Origin of the sequence: Rhizobium sp. BK538 (assembly GCF_014197575.1) — a bacterium.
Taxonomy (GTDB): domain Bacteria; phylum Pseudomonadota; class Alphaproteobacteria; order Rhizobiales; family Rhizobiaceae; genus Rhizobium.
The window spans coordinates 79911-91633 of record NZ_JACIFT010000010.1; the positions used below are offsets into that span (position 1 = coordinate 79911).

The 11723-nt window shown below is 60.3% G+C and carries 16 protein-coding genes; 3 read left to right on the forward strand and 13 right to left on the reverse strand.

Annotated features, from left to right (window positions below; genetic code table 11):
- Positions 1-57: 57 nt before the first annotated feature.
- The 13 genes from fliP to flgF form a co-directional block, all read right to left on the reverse strand.
- Entirely contained in the window at positions 58-795 is a 738-nt protein-coding gene (gene fliP / locus FHX09_RS14055; protein ID WP_007796609.1) for a flagellar type III secretion system pore protein FliP, read from the reverse strand.
- Positions 792-1304 (reverse strand): flagellar basal body-associated FliL family protein, encoded by a 513-nt coding sequence (locus tag FHX09_RS14060; protein WP_132588324.1) that lies wholly within the window; start codon positions 1302-1304, stop codon positions 792-794. The genes fliP and FHX09_RS14060 overlap by 4 nt, the downstream gene beginning before the upstream one ends.
- 11 nt (positions 1305-1315) lie before the next feature.
- Positions 1316-2032 carry a flagellar basal body L-ring protein FlgH gene (flgH, locus tag FHX09_RS14065; protein WP_007796603.1) on the reverse strand — a complete coding sequence of 239 codons (717 nt, stop codon included), beginning with the start codon at positions 2030-2032 and terminating at the stop codon, positions 1316-1318.
- A complete protein-coding gene (locus FHX09_RS14070; RefSeq protein WP_007796601.1) occupies positions 2029-2562 on the reverse strand; it encodes a MotE family protein in 534 nt (177 codons plus the stop codon). Before FHX09_RS14070 ends, flgH begins: the two co-directional genes overlap by 4 nt.
- Entirely contained in the window at positions 2559-3680 is a 1122-nt protein-coding gene (locus FHX09_RS14075; protein WP_007796598.1) for a flagellar basal body P-ring protein FlgI, read from the reverse strand. The genes FHX09_RS14070 and FHX09_RS14075 overlap by 4 nt, the downstream gene beginning before the upstream one ends.
- A complete protein-coding gene (gene flgA, locus FHX09_RS14080) occupies positions 3677-4162 on the reverse strand; it encodes a flagellar basal body P-ring formation chaperone FlgA (RefSeq protein ID WP_132588323.1) in 486 nt (161 codons plus the stop codon). Before flgA ends, FHX09_RS14075 begins: the two co-directional genes overlap by 4 nt.
- Positions 4163-4179: 17 nt before the next feature.
- Complete coding sequence (flgG, locus tag FHX09_RS14085; RefSeq protein WP_007796592.1) at positions 4180-4968, reverse strand: flagellar basal-body rod protein FlgG; 789 nt, start codon at positions 4966-4968, stop codon at positions 4180-4182.
- A 19-nt stretch (positions 4969-4987) separates the two neighbouring features.
- Positions 4988-5314 (reverse strand): flagellar hook-basal body complex protein FliE, encoded by a 327-nt coding sequence (locus FHX09_RS14090; protein WP_007796590.1) that lies wholly within the window; start codon positions 5312-5314, stop codon positions 4988-4990.
- Positions 5314-5730, reverse strand: coding sequence for a flagellar basal body rod protein FlgC (gene flgC / locus FHX09_RS14095; protein WP_132588322.1), 417 nt, complete (start codon positions 5728-5730; stop codon positions 5314-5316). The genes FHX09_RS14090 and flgC overlap by 1 nt, the downstream gene beginning before the upstream one ends.
- Before the next feature lie 4 nt (positions 5731-5734).
- A complete protein-coding gene (gene flgB / locus FHX09_RS14100) occupies positions 5735-6127 on the reverse strand; it encodes a flagellar basal body rod protein FlgB (protein ID WP_007796582.1) in 393 nt (130 codons plus the stop codon).
- A 172-nt stretch (positions 6128-6299) separates the two neighbouring features.
- Positions 6300-6851 (reverse strand): hypothetical protein, encoded by a 552-nt coding sequence (locus tag FHX09_RS14105; protein ID WP_007796578.1) that lies wholly within the window; start codon positions 6849-6851, stop codon positions 6300-6302.
- A gap of 11 nt (positions 6852-6862) precedes the next feature.
- Positions 6863-8254 (reverse strand): flagellar protein export ATPase FliI, encoded by a 1392-nt coding sequence (fliI, locus tag FHX09_RS14110; RefSeq protein WP_183718850.1) that lies wholly within the window; start codon positions 8252-8254, stop codon positions 6863-6865.
- A 14-nt stretch (positions 8255-8268) separates the two neighbouring features.
- The gene (gene flgF, locus FHX09_RS14115) at positions 8269-9003 is read right to left on the reverse strand and encodes a flagellar basal-body rod protein FlgF (protein WP_007796572.1); all 735 of its coding nucleotides are present in this window, start codon (positions 9001-9003) and stop codon (positions 8269-8271) included.
- Between the two features lie 250 nt (positions 9004-9253).
- On the opposite strand from flgF, the gene motA reads away from it, so the two are divergent.
- From motA to fliN, 3 genes are all read left to right on the forward strand, one after another.
- Entirely contained in the window at positions 9254-10126 is an 873-nt protein-coding gene (gene motA, locus FHX09_RS14120) for a flagellar motor stator protein MotA (protein ID WP_007796569.1), read from the forward strand.
- A gap of 6 nt (positions 10127-10132) precedes the next feature.
- A complete protein-coding gene (locus FHX09_RS14125) occupies positions 10133-11071 on the forward strand; it encodes a FliM/FliN family flagellar motor switch protein (RefSeq protein WP_132588320.1) in 939 nt (312 codons plus the stop codon).
- Between the two features lie 64 nt (positions 11072-11135).
- Complete coding sequence (fliN, locus tag FHX09_RS14130; RefSeq protein ID WP_007796565.1) at positions 11136-11720, forward strand: flagellar motor switch protein FliN; 585 nt, start codon at positions 11136-11138, stop codon at positions 11718-11720.
- Positions 11721-11723 lie beyond the last annotated feature (3 nt).

Here is an 11723-nt window from a genome sequence, read left to right on the forward strand (position 1 = left end):
GGCTTTCACCGGCGGTTTTTTTACGCCATGGTGCGTAGCGCTAAATGGAGGTACTGCTCAATGGAAGGAGCGGACAAGACTTCCGACCAGCAGGTTCCAGCCGTCGATCAGCACGAAGAAGAGAATCTTGAACGGCAAGGAAATCGATGTCGGCGGCAGCATCATCATGCCCATCGCCATAGTGATGGTGGCAACGATCAGGTCGATGACCAAAAACGGAAGAACAACCAGAAAACCGATCTCGAAGCCGCGCCGGATCTCCGAGATCATGAAAGCGGGAATCAGGACACGGTAATCGATCTTTTCTTCGGTCTCGACGCTCTGGCCGCGCTCCCTCGCTAGGTCCACGAAAAGCGCCAGATCCTTGTCACGCGTATTGGCCGCCATGAACGTCCGGAAGGGCTCGGCGATGCGCGCCACCGCCTGCTGCTCGTCGATCTGGTTCGACAGGAGCGGCTGAACGCCGGTCTGCCATGCCTGATCGAAGGTCGGCTGCATGACGTAGAAGGTCATGAACAGCGCGAGCGACAGGAGGATCATATTCGAGGGCGTGGAAGACAGGCCCATTCCCGACCGCAGGATCGAGAATGCGATGATGAAGCGCGGGAAGCTCGTCACCATGATCAGGATGCCTGGCGCGACCGAAAGAACGGTCAACAGGCCGAATGTTCTGATGATCCATGCCGCGACCGAACCGTCGACCGGCAAGTTCAACAGGTTTGTCGGGAGCTGCTGCGCATGCGCCAGCTCCGGTGCCGCCATCATGGCAGCGAACAGCAATAGGAATCGAATCATTCGACGACGAAGGTCCTGAACATGACCTTCGATACGCGGCCTTGCGCGCGAAGGTCAACACGCTCCTGGATGTCATCCTTAAGATATTCGAAGCCCCGTGGCCCTTCGATCTGCTGCAGCGAAACAGTGCGGACATAGGCGAGAATATCCTGATGGATATCCTCTGCGATTTTCACGTCGGGCGGGCCGCTAAACAGCAGGGCTACTTCCAGACGAACCCAGTTTTCCGACGGATAGGCGAGGTTGGACGTGATTGGCTCGAGTTGAACGACATTGTTGGCCTCGGTCGAAATGTGAGGCAGGCCTGCCTCACCCTCCTTCTTCTGCGCCGCCTCGTCCGCCTTGGCCTGCTCCGCCTCCTCGGCGCCCTTGATATTGGGTGCGACCATGCCGCCGACCACCCAGCCGCCGCCGGCGCCGAGCAGCGTCAGGATCGCGAGCCCGGCTATGGTCATTATTGCGGCCGACGTCTTTTTCGGCTGGCCTTCTGCGGCTTCTGTGTCTGCCATGGTGTCCTGCCTCAGAGCGGCGAGAAGAGATCGACGAGCTGCTGGCCGCGCGGCGGCTGCTGCACTTCCATCAGGCGGCCACGACCGCCATAGGAGATGCGCGCTTCAGCAATCTTCTCGTAGGAAATCTGATTGTCTGCGTTGACATCCTGAGGACGAGCGATGCCGGCGACGTTGAGAATGCGGATCTCCTGGTTGACGCGGACTTCCTGGGAGCCGCTGATCACGAGGTTGCCGTTCTCGAGGATGCCGGTGACCACGGCGGCGACCATGAGCTTCAGCGTTTCGGAACGGTCGATCTTGCCCTTGCCGTCGGTGCTCGTGTCGGAACCATAGGTCACATCGGTCTTGGATGTCGGATTCCAGCCCATGACGTTCGCGTCGACGTCCCAATTCAGGCCGCTCGAATTCGTGCGGCTGCGGCTGGTGTCATTCTCGAACTTCGCCTTATCGTTGATCTGGATATCGACGGTCAGGATATCGCCGACGTTGAGAGCGCGGGCATCCTTGAAGAGGGCGGCCTGAGAATCGCTCCAGAGAGAATAGCCCTGCGCGACCTGGCGCGGCTGCTTCGGATAAAGCGCCATCTGCGGCGTCTGGCCGTAAGCGAGACCGCTGCCGATAGGGCTCATGGCCGGCGCACGACCGACCTCATTGACAGCCTGCGGAGATGCGCAGCCTGCAAGGAGGGCGACGGCGGCGATCGCGACCGGGAAACGCTTGTTCATGAGGGGTCCTTCGACGTATTGGGATCGGACGCGCTGGCGATGATGTTGGCGATGACCGCGGCCTTCTGCGGATCCATCTCGTTGAGGATCAGGCTCGATTGCGTGGGGTTCAGCCGCATGATGACGGCCGCCGCCACTTCGATCTTGACCTCTTGCAGCTGCGATGCGGCCGCGTCCGGCTTCATTTTCTTATAGATATCGGTAAGGCCCGCTTCGGCCTGCTTGAGGAAATCGTCGCGGCGCTTCAGCCAGTCCTGATATTCCTCCTTGCGCTTGTTCATCTCAGCGATGCGCGAATCGACGTCGGCGCGGAGCTTCTCGAGCTCCTGCTTCTGCAGCAGGTAACGCTGGTCGCGAGCAGGATCGGCAATGTTCGTGCAGAACTGCTTGATCTCCTCCTGAGAGGTCATTTCCCCCTTCGGCGCCGGCTGCTCCTGCGCGAAGGCGCCGGGAATGGACAGCGCCACGACGGCAATTGCAGGCAGTGCAAGCCGCTGGAGCAAGTCTGACAAAGCCATGGTCTTCATCATTGCAGGACGAGCTCCGCTTGCAGCGCGCCGGCTGATTTGATGCCCTGGAGAATAGCGATGATGCCATCCGGCTTGACGCCGATATTGTTGAGACCGGCCACGAGTGTCCTGAGGTCAGGTCCATTCAGCAGCGCCACCTTGCCGCCGGTCTTCTGCGCAGCGATGTCGGTCTGCGGCTGAACCGCGGTCACGCCGCGCGAGAATGGCTCGGGCTGAATGATCTGCGGTGTCTCGGTCACCTGGACAGTCAAAGTACCATAGCTGACGGCAACAGGCGACACGCGCACATCGGCGCCGATAACGATTGTGCCGGTTCGCTCGTTCACCACCACCTTCGCCGGCGTATCCGTCTCGACGACAAGGTTCTCAAGATCGGCCATCAGGCGCGTGAGGTCTGCCGTTCTCGGCTTCTGGACGATGACTTCTTGCGCGTCCTTCGCCTCTGCCACCGGGCCGCCGAAGCGAGCGGAAGCATAACCGTTAACGACATCGGCGATGCGGATGGCCGTTGAGAAATCGGGGTTTCGTAGCTGCAGAACGAGATTAACGGAATCCTTGAAGCGTGACGGCAGCTCGCGCTCGATAATGGCGCCGCCCGGCACTCGCCCGGCGGTCGTCACACCCTCGGTGACCGTTGCGGCCTGGCCTTGCGCGGTGAAACCCGAGACCACGACGGAGCCCTGCGCGACCGCGTAGATCTGGCCGTCGGCACCCGACAACGATGTCATGATCAGTGTGCCGCCCCGCAGCGATGTCGCGTCGCCGAGCGAACTGACGTTCACGTCGATACGGCTTCCGGGGCTGGCAAAGGGCGGCAGATTGGCCGTGACCATGACGGCCGCCGTATTCTTTGCGTTGGACTGACTGCTCTGCGTGGAGATGCCTAGGTTCTGCAGCATCGCGCGCATCGACTGCTCGGTGAACGGCGAGGCGCGGAAGCCGTCGCCGGTTCCCTGAAGGCCTACGATAAGACCGTAACCGATCAGCTGGTTGTCACGTCCCGCCTGCAGGGAGGCAATGTCCTTGATGCGCGAGTTCATGGCCGCAGCAGGCGCGACGGCCAAGACATTCGGGGACAGAAACGCGAGGGCTACGAATAGGCGGAAAAACATCTTCATTTTGCGGCCACGTGTATGGTGCCGTCGGCGAGCACGGTGCCGCTGACAATCACACCGGAATCCATGTTGCGAACGCGGATGAGCTGGCCCGTCATGCCGTCTTCAAGCGGCGACCCGGCTGCCGAGATCGTCATCGAGCCGAGCGTGAAGATCAGCCGGATCGACGAGCCGCGCGTCACGGTATAGGGCTCTCGCAGGGCCGAGACCGAGATCGTGCGTCCCGGCAGGAGCGTGCGCTTCGAGATCATCCCTTCGACCTGGCGGATCGACTTTGCATAATCGCCCTTTAGGTTGGGATTGGTCACTTCCACTTCCTGGAGCTGGGTGCCGGAAACGGTTTCGCCGGGGTAAATGGTTGTTGTCGGAACAACCGCATAGCCCATGCCGGCAGCGGCTGCTGCCTGTGGCGCGGCAAATGCGGTGATCGCAACGGCGGCAGCTGCCACCCATCCGAGGATACCTTTGACCCGGCAAAACATCATGTTTCGGCCCTTCCCGATTACTTCAGGTTCTTGCTGACGATGGAGGCCATTTCGTCGGCGGTGGTGATGACCTTGGAATTCATTTCATAGGCGCGCTGCGCCGATATCAGCTCGGTGATTTCCTTCACCGGATCGACGTTCGACGATTCGAGGTAGCCCTGCTTCATGTAGCCGAATCCCTCTTCGTCGGGCGTACCGACAACTGGATCGCCGGAGGCCGGCGTCTGCTGAAACAGGTTGTCGCCGAGCGGCTGAAGACCGGCCTCGTTGACGAAGTCGGCGATCTGCAGCTGGCCGAGCACGGTCGGATCGGTGTTGCCCGGCAGCTTCGCAGAAACTTCGCCCGAGCGGCTGATCGTTACCTGCGTCGAGCCCTGCGGGATCGTGATGTTCGGCGCCACAAGATAGCCGTCCACGGTGACGATCTGGCCGGTCTCGTTCTTGTTGAATGCGCCGGCGCGGGTGTAGAGCGTGGTGCCATCCGGCGCCTGGATCTGGAAGAAGCCGCGGCCGATCAGGGCCACATCGAGGTCGTTGCCGGTCTGCGAAAGTTCGCCCTGGATGTGCAGGTTGCGGACGGCAGACGTCTGGACGCCGAGACCGATATTTGCACCTTCCGGTACGATCGACTGGTTCGCGCGGTTGGAAACGCCTTTAGCGCGCTCGGTCTGATACAGCAAGTCGGTGAATTCAGCGCGAGCGCGCTTGAAACCGGTCGTGTTGATGTTCGCGATGTTGTTGGCGATGACTTCAAGATTGGTCTGCTGGGCATCCATACCCGTTGCAGCAATGGCAAGCGCTCTCATGGCTTCGTCCTTAAATCAATTACATCTGCATCCGGGTGACGTCGAGAAAGGCCGAAACAACCTTGTCGCGAATGGCGATCGCGGTCTGAAGGGTCTGCTGCGCCTGCATGACGGCATCGACGACTTCACGTGTCGTGGCGGTGCCCTTGATGCCGGCGAAAGACATACTTTCCGCGTTCTTCAGGGTGCTCACTGCTCCGGTCGCAACATTGCTGAGAACCGCGCCGAAACCGCCGTCGTTTGCCGCGCTTTCTGCAGCGGAGGAGGCCGTGGAGTTGTCTTGGTCGATGGCAGCAAGGCCGCGGGTCATCGACAGGGAGCTGACACTATTGACGTTGTTGATCATTATTGGCTCTTCAGTAGATCGATCGTTGCCGAGATCAGGTCGCGGGATTGCTTGATGGTCTGCAAGTTGGCGTCGTAGGAGCGGTTCGCTTCCCGCATGTCGGCCATCTCGACCAGCACGTTGACGTTCGGTAGCTTGACGACGCCCTTTTCGTCCGCAGCCGGATTGCTGGGGTCGTATTCGGTAATGAACTTCGATTCATCTTCCCCAAGCTTCTTGACGTTGACCGTGGTGACGCCATTGGCGCGATCCACGGCTTCCCCGAAGGTAATCGTCTTGCGGCGATAGGGATCGGCGCCGGGCGTGTCGCCGGTCGAGCGGGCGTTGGCAATGTTTTCGGACACGACGCGCAGGCGCGTCGATTGCGCCTCCAGTCCCGATCCTGCGATTTTGAGTGCTGCTGATAAAGGATCCATGACCTTAGCTCTTCACCGTCATCAGCATCATCCGATTGAACGAGCTCACCAGCGAGGTGTTCAAATCGTATTGACGCTTGATTTCACCGGACTTGGAAAGCTCCTCGGCGAGGCCGACCGTGTTGCCGGATTCCTGGACGCCGATCTCCTGATCGAGAGCCGCATCCTTGACGTCGATGTCACTCTTCGTACCCAGATCGTTGCCGGTCAGGTGCGCAGCATTGGTGCGCGCCATCGTGATATCCGACCTATCGAGGGCAGCCTGGAAGGGCGTGATATCCTTGGCGCGATATTTCGGCGTGTTCGCGTTCGCGATGTTGCCGGCAACAACCTCCTGACGGATCGTCAGCCATTCGGCCTGCCGCGAGGCCAAGTCGAAAAGTTGAATCGGTTGCATGGGAACTCTCCGTTTTTGCTGAGGCGAACCTACGGCGGTAATCTTGCGTCAGACTTACGGAGAATGCGGTGCGAAAATCCGGACCTTGTTGGCCACTGCCTCCAGAATGCGAAGAAGGCTCCGACCGTATCCGGTGGAGCCTTCGGCTGATTCGCTGCGTGGCGGCAGGCACTCAATTGTGCTGGTAGACATCGCCCTTGGAGGTGATGATGACCCATTTGCCATCGCGTTCCTCCAGTGTCGCCAGCCGACTTTCGTCCGGTAGAATGGATCCGACACGCACGACGTACATCCCTGATGTGTCTTCGATCAGGGCACGACCGTTTGCCACATGGAGGAGGCGAAAACCCGATTTGCCGGGAAACGGCTGCTCTTCGGCCGGCGGCCCGTTGTCGTCTTCCTTGCCGATGGTGGAGACCGTCGCCGTCGTCAGCGGATCGACTGGGATCTCGGGCTTCTTTTCGTGTTGGTTCTTGTTGGCCATCGCCAGCGGCGAGACACTGAAGACGTTCCGCGCCGGCCAGTCCGGAAGGTCGCGCGTCCGGTCGCCCTGCGCGACATTGATGCCGAACTTGTCCTCGTTGAAGAAGACGTACCACGGAAAGAACGCGGACGCTCCTGCCAGGACGAGGCCGGCAATTGTCAGGGCACGGTCGAGAAAGATGGTTTTGCGCCGGAGAGGCTTCAGCGGGGCGATCTTCTCATCGTCATCGAAATCGTTCACGTCGCGCCTTTCTATCTGCGGATATTCGGCTGGCCGCCGATGCCGGCCGCCGCCTTCAGGGCGCCGGCCAAATCGGCAAAGGCATCCTGCGAATCGACGTCGCCAGGCGACTGTTTCAAAACATCGTAAATAATCGGTACCTGCTTGACCGCCATGTCGAGATCAGGGTCGGCGCCTGGACGATAGCCGCCGATCAGGCGAAGGTCGCGTGTCTCCTCGAAGCGGTGGATGAGCGTTTTCAGGCGAGACACGAGCTTCTCCTGATCCGGAGTCCAGGCCTTGCGCGCCAAACGCGAGATCGAGGCAAGCGGATCGATCGGTGGATAGCGCCCCTCCTCCGCGAGGCTGCGCTGCAAGACGATGTGGCCGTCCAAGATGCCGCGCGTCGAATCCGCGATCGGGTCGTTGTGATTGTCGCCATCAACCAGGATCGAAATGATCGCCGTGATGGTCCCCGTGCCTTGGGGGCCGGGACCTGCGCGCTCCAGCAGGCGCGGCAGCTCGGTAAAAACCGAAGCTGGATAGCCGCGCGCGATCGGCGGCTCGCCGGATGCGGTCGCGACTTCTCGTATGGCATGGGCAAACCGTGTGACGCTGTCAACGATCAGCAGCACGTTGTCGCCCTGGTCGCGGAAATGCTCGGCGACGGTGACGGCCGTCAGCGGTGCCATCTTGCGCAGCATCGGGCTCTCGTCGCTCGTCGCGACGACGGCGATCGCCTTCCTCATGTTGGCGCCAAGCGTATCCTCGATGAACTCGCGCACTTCGCGGCCACGTTCGCCGACCAGCGCGATCACGACCTTGTCGAAGGCATCGGCGCGCGCCAGCATGGAGAGCAGTGTCGACTTGCCGACGCCCGAGCCGGCGAAAATGCCGAGGCGCTGCCCAAGGCAGAGCGGCGAGAAAATGTCGATGGCGCGAACGCCTGTTTTGAAGCCTTTCTCCACGCGCTTTCGCGTCATGGATGGTGGAGCGGTGTTCGAAATGGAGCGGCGGCCGAGCCCTTCGACGATCGGACCCAGCCCATCGATCGGCTCGCACAGCGAGTTGATCGTGCGGCCGCACCAGCTTTCGGATGGCGAGATGCGGAACGCACCCTTGCGGATCACCGTGTCGTGGATGCCGATCGGCTCGCCCGGCTCAATTGGGCAGACGTAGGTCAGTTCAGGCTCGACGCGGACGACCTCACCGAGGTGGATGCCGGTCGACGATTTGTGCGCCACGAATTCGCCCAGGCGCACCTGACGCGACAGCCCCGTGACCGTGTAGTGGCCGGCGGCTATTGTCTGGACATGGCCGCCGGGCGCGACCAAGAGTTCGGGATTCGAATAGCGCGAGACGAGCCCGGCAAGGTGCGCGAGCTTCGGCGAGAGATCGGCTTCAGTGAGCGGCGTTTGGCTCATGCGTCAGACCTCGGCTAGCGGCTGCCGCCGAGCGTCTTGATCGCTTCGCTGAACGAGGCCTCGCTGTCCTTCGAGAGCGACGTCATGCTCTCGAAGGCGCGATTGACTTCGATCAGCTGCGTGATTTCGCGCATGGCGTTGACGTTGGAATTTTCCAGGTAGCCCTGCTGAACACCGACATTGAAGCGATCGGTGACGGCACGCGGCTGCTCGGTCGTCATGATGCCGCTGTTCTCGTAGCGCAGATAGCCCTTGCTGATATCGGCCTCGAAGAGACCCAGCGAGCCGACCTGTCTGCCGTCCTGATAGATCAATCCGTCAGCGCCGACTTTCGGTTCGCCAGCGGCCGTGTTGAGCGTGATCGGCGCACCACCGGCATCGAGAACCGGATAACCGCGGACCGAAATCAGCTCGCCGTTTTCCTTCATCGTGAAGCGGCCATCCTTGGTCAGAACCTTGCCGGCCGGCGTTTCCACAGAGAACCAGGCATCGCCCTTGATCGCGAAGTCGAGCATGTTTCCGGTGTGCTGGAGCTCACCGCTGTCACCCGAGAGATAGTCGTTGCCCTGTGAAACATAGGCAATCTTGGCGTTGATCTTATTGCCGGTCTCACCGAGCATCTCGTCGAACTTCACCTCCGTCGCGCGGAAGCCTGTCGTGTTCACGTTCGCCATGTTGTCGGCGATGGTGGTGAGGCGACGTTCGAGTGCGATCTGCGACGACAACGAAACATAAAGACCGGATTGCATCCCGATAGGCTCCTGCATTGGCGATGAACGGTACGAAATCCGGGTGTTTGCAGTCGGTTGGACCACGGATCTCGCTGAGGCGGCATCTCAGAAACAGGCACGGATGCCCATTCGTCACCAATAAGCTGACAGCAAATGCTTGCGCGAAGCTGGCATGGAAAGCTCGGGTTTGCAGGGCCAATCATCAGCCTCACGCAAGCCAGCAGCCCTATCCCTTGGGTTGAAAATAACGATCAGGTTTGGACTGACGATGAATATCATTATCGGATTTGTGATTACCTGCGGCTGCATCATCGGCAGCTTCATGGCGATGGGCGGCCATGTGGAGGCGCTTTGGCAGCCTTTCGAGCTCGTCATCATCGGCGGCGCCGGCCTGGGCAGCTTCGTCATGGGCAACCCGATGAAGGTGGTGAAGGATTCCGGCAAGGCGCTTGGTGAAGCGTTCAAGCACACCGTCCCGAAGGAACGGAATTATCTCGATACGCTTGGTGTTCTATATTCCCTGATGCGCGACCTTCGTACGAAGTCCCGCAACGAGATCGAGGCGCATATCGACAATCCGGCCGAATCATCGATCTTCCAGTCCGCTCCGACGATCCTCAAGAACAAGGAACTGACGGCATTCATCTGTGACTACGTTCGCCTGATCATCATCGGCAATGCCCGCTCGCATGAAATCGAGGCTTTGATGGACGAAGAGATCAACACGATCCTTCACGACAAGATGAAGCCCTATCACGCCATCCAGACGATGGGCGACGCCTTCCCCGCCATCGGTATCGTCGCCGCCGTTCTCGGCGTCATCAAGGCGATGGCACACATTAACGATTCGCCTGAGGTTCTCGGCCACCTGATCGGCTCGGCGCTCGTCGGCACCTTCCTCGGCATTCTCTTGTCCTATTGCGTATGTTCACCGATCGTTTCCCAGATCAAAATCGTCCGCAACAAGCAGCATCGCCTTTACGTCATCGTCAAGCAGACGCTGCTTGCCTACATGAACGGCTCCGTGCCGCAGGTTGCTCTCGAGTATGGTCGCAAGACAATCTCGGCCTATGAGCGTCCTTCGATCGACGCGGTCGAGCAGGAAATGATGAACCCCGGCGGCGAGAACAAGGCGGCGTAAAGGATCATGAACGCTACCCTCAAGACCCCCCTTATGGACGAAGCCCTGCTTGCCAAGCTGACCGGCAGGCTCGGCGACAAGGCCACCATCGAGAAGATCTGCGGCGCCTTCGGCGATGTCTACACTGTCTTCCTGCCCGACATCATCAAAAGCGAGACCAATCTCGATGTCGAGGTCGCCTATCTCGGCTGCGACAGCGGACATAAGAACGACCTCGTCGCCGATCTCGGCGGCAACGTGACGCTCGTTAACGCAACACTCCGCAACTGGTCGCAGAATATTACGCTGGCCTGCGGCAACAGCTTCGTCATCACGCTGATGGAGCACCTGCTGGGGGCGGCAGCCGAGACCGTCGAGCAGCCGGCCGACCGCCTGCTGTCCGTGATCGAACTCGAGCTTGCGGTCATGGTTTTCGACAAGATCGCCAATGTTCTTCGCTCGGCGGTGAACGCGCCTGGCGGCTTCGAGCCGGCCCTAGAGCTCCCCTATGCGTTCGAAACGCGTGCCAAGCCGGCCGAAGACAAGCCCGACGAGTTTGCGGCCGCGATCAACATGTCGATCACGCTTTCCGGCATTACCTCGGATTTCTCGCTGATCGTTCCCCAGGCTGCTCTGCTGAAGACGAGCGTGGCGGCTCCAAAGGCCAAGGGGCAGCCTGCCAAGTCGTCCGAATGGACCGATCAGCTCAGCGAGCAGGTGCGCCGTTCGCAGGTAACGCTTAACGCCAAGATCCGTCTGCAGGACCTGACGCTCAGGACCATTTCGAAGCTTGCGGCTGGTGACGTCATTCCCTTCTACGATCGCGGCGACGTCCGTGTCGAAGTCAGTGCCAACAGCAAGGAATTGTACGTCTGCGAGTTTGGGCGCTCGGGCGAGAATTATACCGTCCGGGTAAAGGATACGATTAACTCGGATGACGAGCTCATCCGCCACTTGATGAATTAGCCCATTTTCCAACCGGGCTGCCGCACGGCAGCTTGAGGCAAGTTTCAACTGGAATAGTGATTTCATGGCGACGAAGAAGACACCCAAGACCAGCGACCTTTCAATGGAGCTCCCGGGCAACGAGGCCGAGCTCGATCAGGCCATCGATGACCTGCGCGGCGTCCTGAAGACTGACGCGGAAGGCGGCCTGCCCGACTTCGCCGACGAGAGCGACGCCTTCAGCGGCAGCACTGACCTGTCCACCTTTGGCGGCGATTTCGAAGACGCGGCCGAGGAGCCTGCGTTCGGTGGCAGCGATTTCGGTGCAACGTCCGACTTTGGCGGCTCTGCCGATTTCGGCGACACCTCCTTCGGTGCGGTCGCTTCCGAACCGGCGCCGCTTGGCAGCGCCATGCAGTCGAACCTTGACCTGATCATGGACATCCCGATCGACGTTCAGATCATGCTCGGCAGCAGCCGCATGCAGGTCGCCGGCCTGATGAACCTGAACGAAGGCGCGACCATCGCGCTCGACAAGAAGATCGGCGAGCCGGTCGAAATCATGGTGAACGGCCGCAAGATCGCGCGCGGTGAGATCACCGTTCTGGAAAACGACGACACGCGTTTCGGCGTGAAGCTGATAGAAGTTTTGAGTACGAAAAAAGCCTGATCC

Coding starts and splice junctions, on each gene's coding strand:
- flgF (WP_007796572.1), bottom strand. CDS start 9,003: ATGCAATCCGGTCTTTATGTTTCGTTGTCGTCGCAGATCGCACTCGAA.
- FHX09_RS14125 (WP_132588320.1), top strand. CDS start 10,133: ATGAACGCTACCCTCAAGACCCCCCTTATGGACGAAGCCCTGCTTGCC.
- fliP (WP_007796609.1), bottom strand. CDS start 795: ATGATTCGATTCCTATTGCTGTTCGCTGCCATGATGGCGGCACCGGAG.
- fliN (WP_007796565.1), top strand. CDS start 11,136: ATGGCGACGAAGAAGACACCCAAGACCAGCGACCTTTCAATGGAGCTC.
- flgA (WP_132588323.1), bottom strand. CDS start 4,162: ATGATGTTTTGCCGGGTCAAAGGTATCCTCGGATGGGTGGCAGCTGCC.
- flgB (WP_007796582.1), bottom strand. CDS start 6,127: ATGCAACCGATTCAACTTTTCGACTTGGCCTCGCGGCAGGCCGAATGG.
- fliI (WP_183718850.1), bottom strand. CDS start 8,254: ATGAGCCAAACGCCGCTCACTGAAGCCGATCTCTCGCCGAAGCTCGCG.
- FHX09_RS14060 (WP_132588324.1), bottom strand. CDS start 1,304: ATGGCAGACACAGAAGCCGCAGAAGGCCAGCCGAAAAAGACGTCGGCC.
- flgH (WP_007796603.1), bottom strand. CDS start 2,032: ATGAACAAGCGTTTCCCGGTCGCGATCGCCGCCGTCGCCCTCCTTGCA.
- FHX09_RS14075 (WP_007796598.1), bottom strand. CDS start 3,680: ATGAAGATGTTTTTCCGCCTATTCGTAGCCCTCGCGTTTCTGTCCCCG.
- flgG (WP_007796592.1), bottom strand. CDS start 4,968: ATGAGAGCGCTTGCCATTGCTGCAACGGGTATGGATGCCCAGCAGACC.
- FHX09_RS14070 (WP_007796601.1), bottom strand. CDS start 2,562: ATGATGAAGACCATGGCTTTGTCAGACTTGCTCCAGCGGCTTGCACTG.
- motA (WP_007796569.1), top strand. CDS start 9,254: ATGAATATCATTATCGGATTTGTGATTACCTGCGGCTGCATCATCGGC.
- FHX09_RS14090 (WP_007796590.1), bottom strand. CDS start 5,314: ATGATCAACAACGTCAATAGTGTCAGCTCCCTGTCGATGACCCGCGGC.
- flgC (WP_132588322.1), bottom strand. CDS start 5,730: ATGGATCCTTTATCAGCAGCACTCAAAATCGCAGGATCGGGACTGGAG.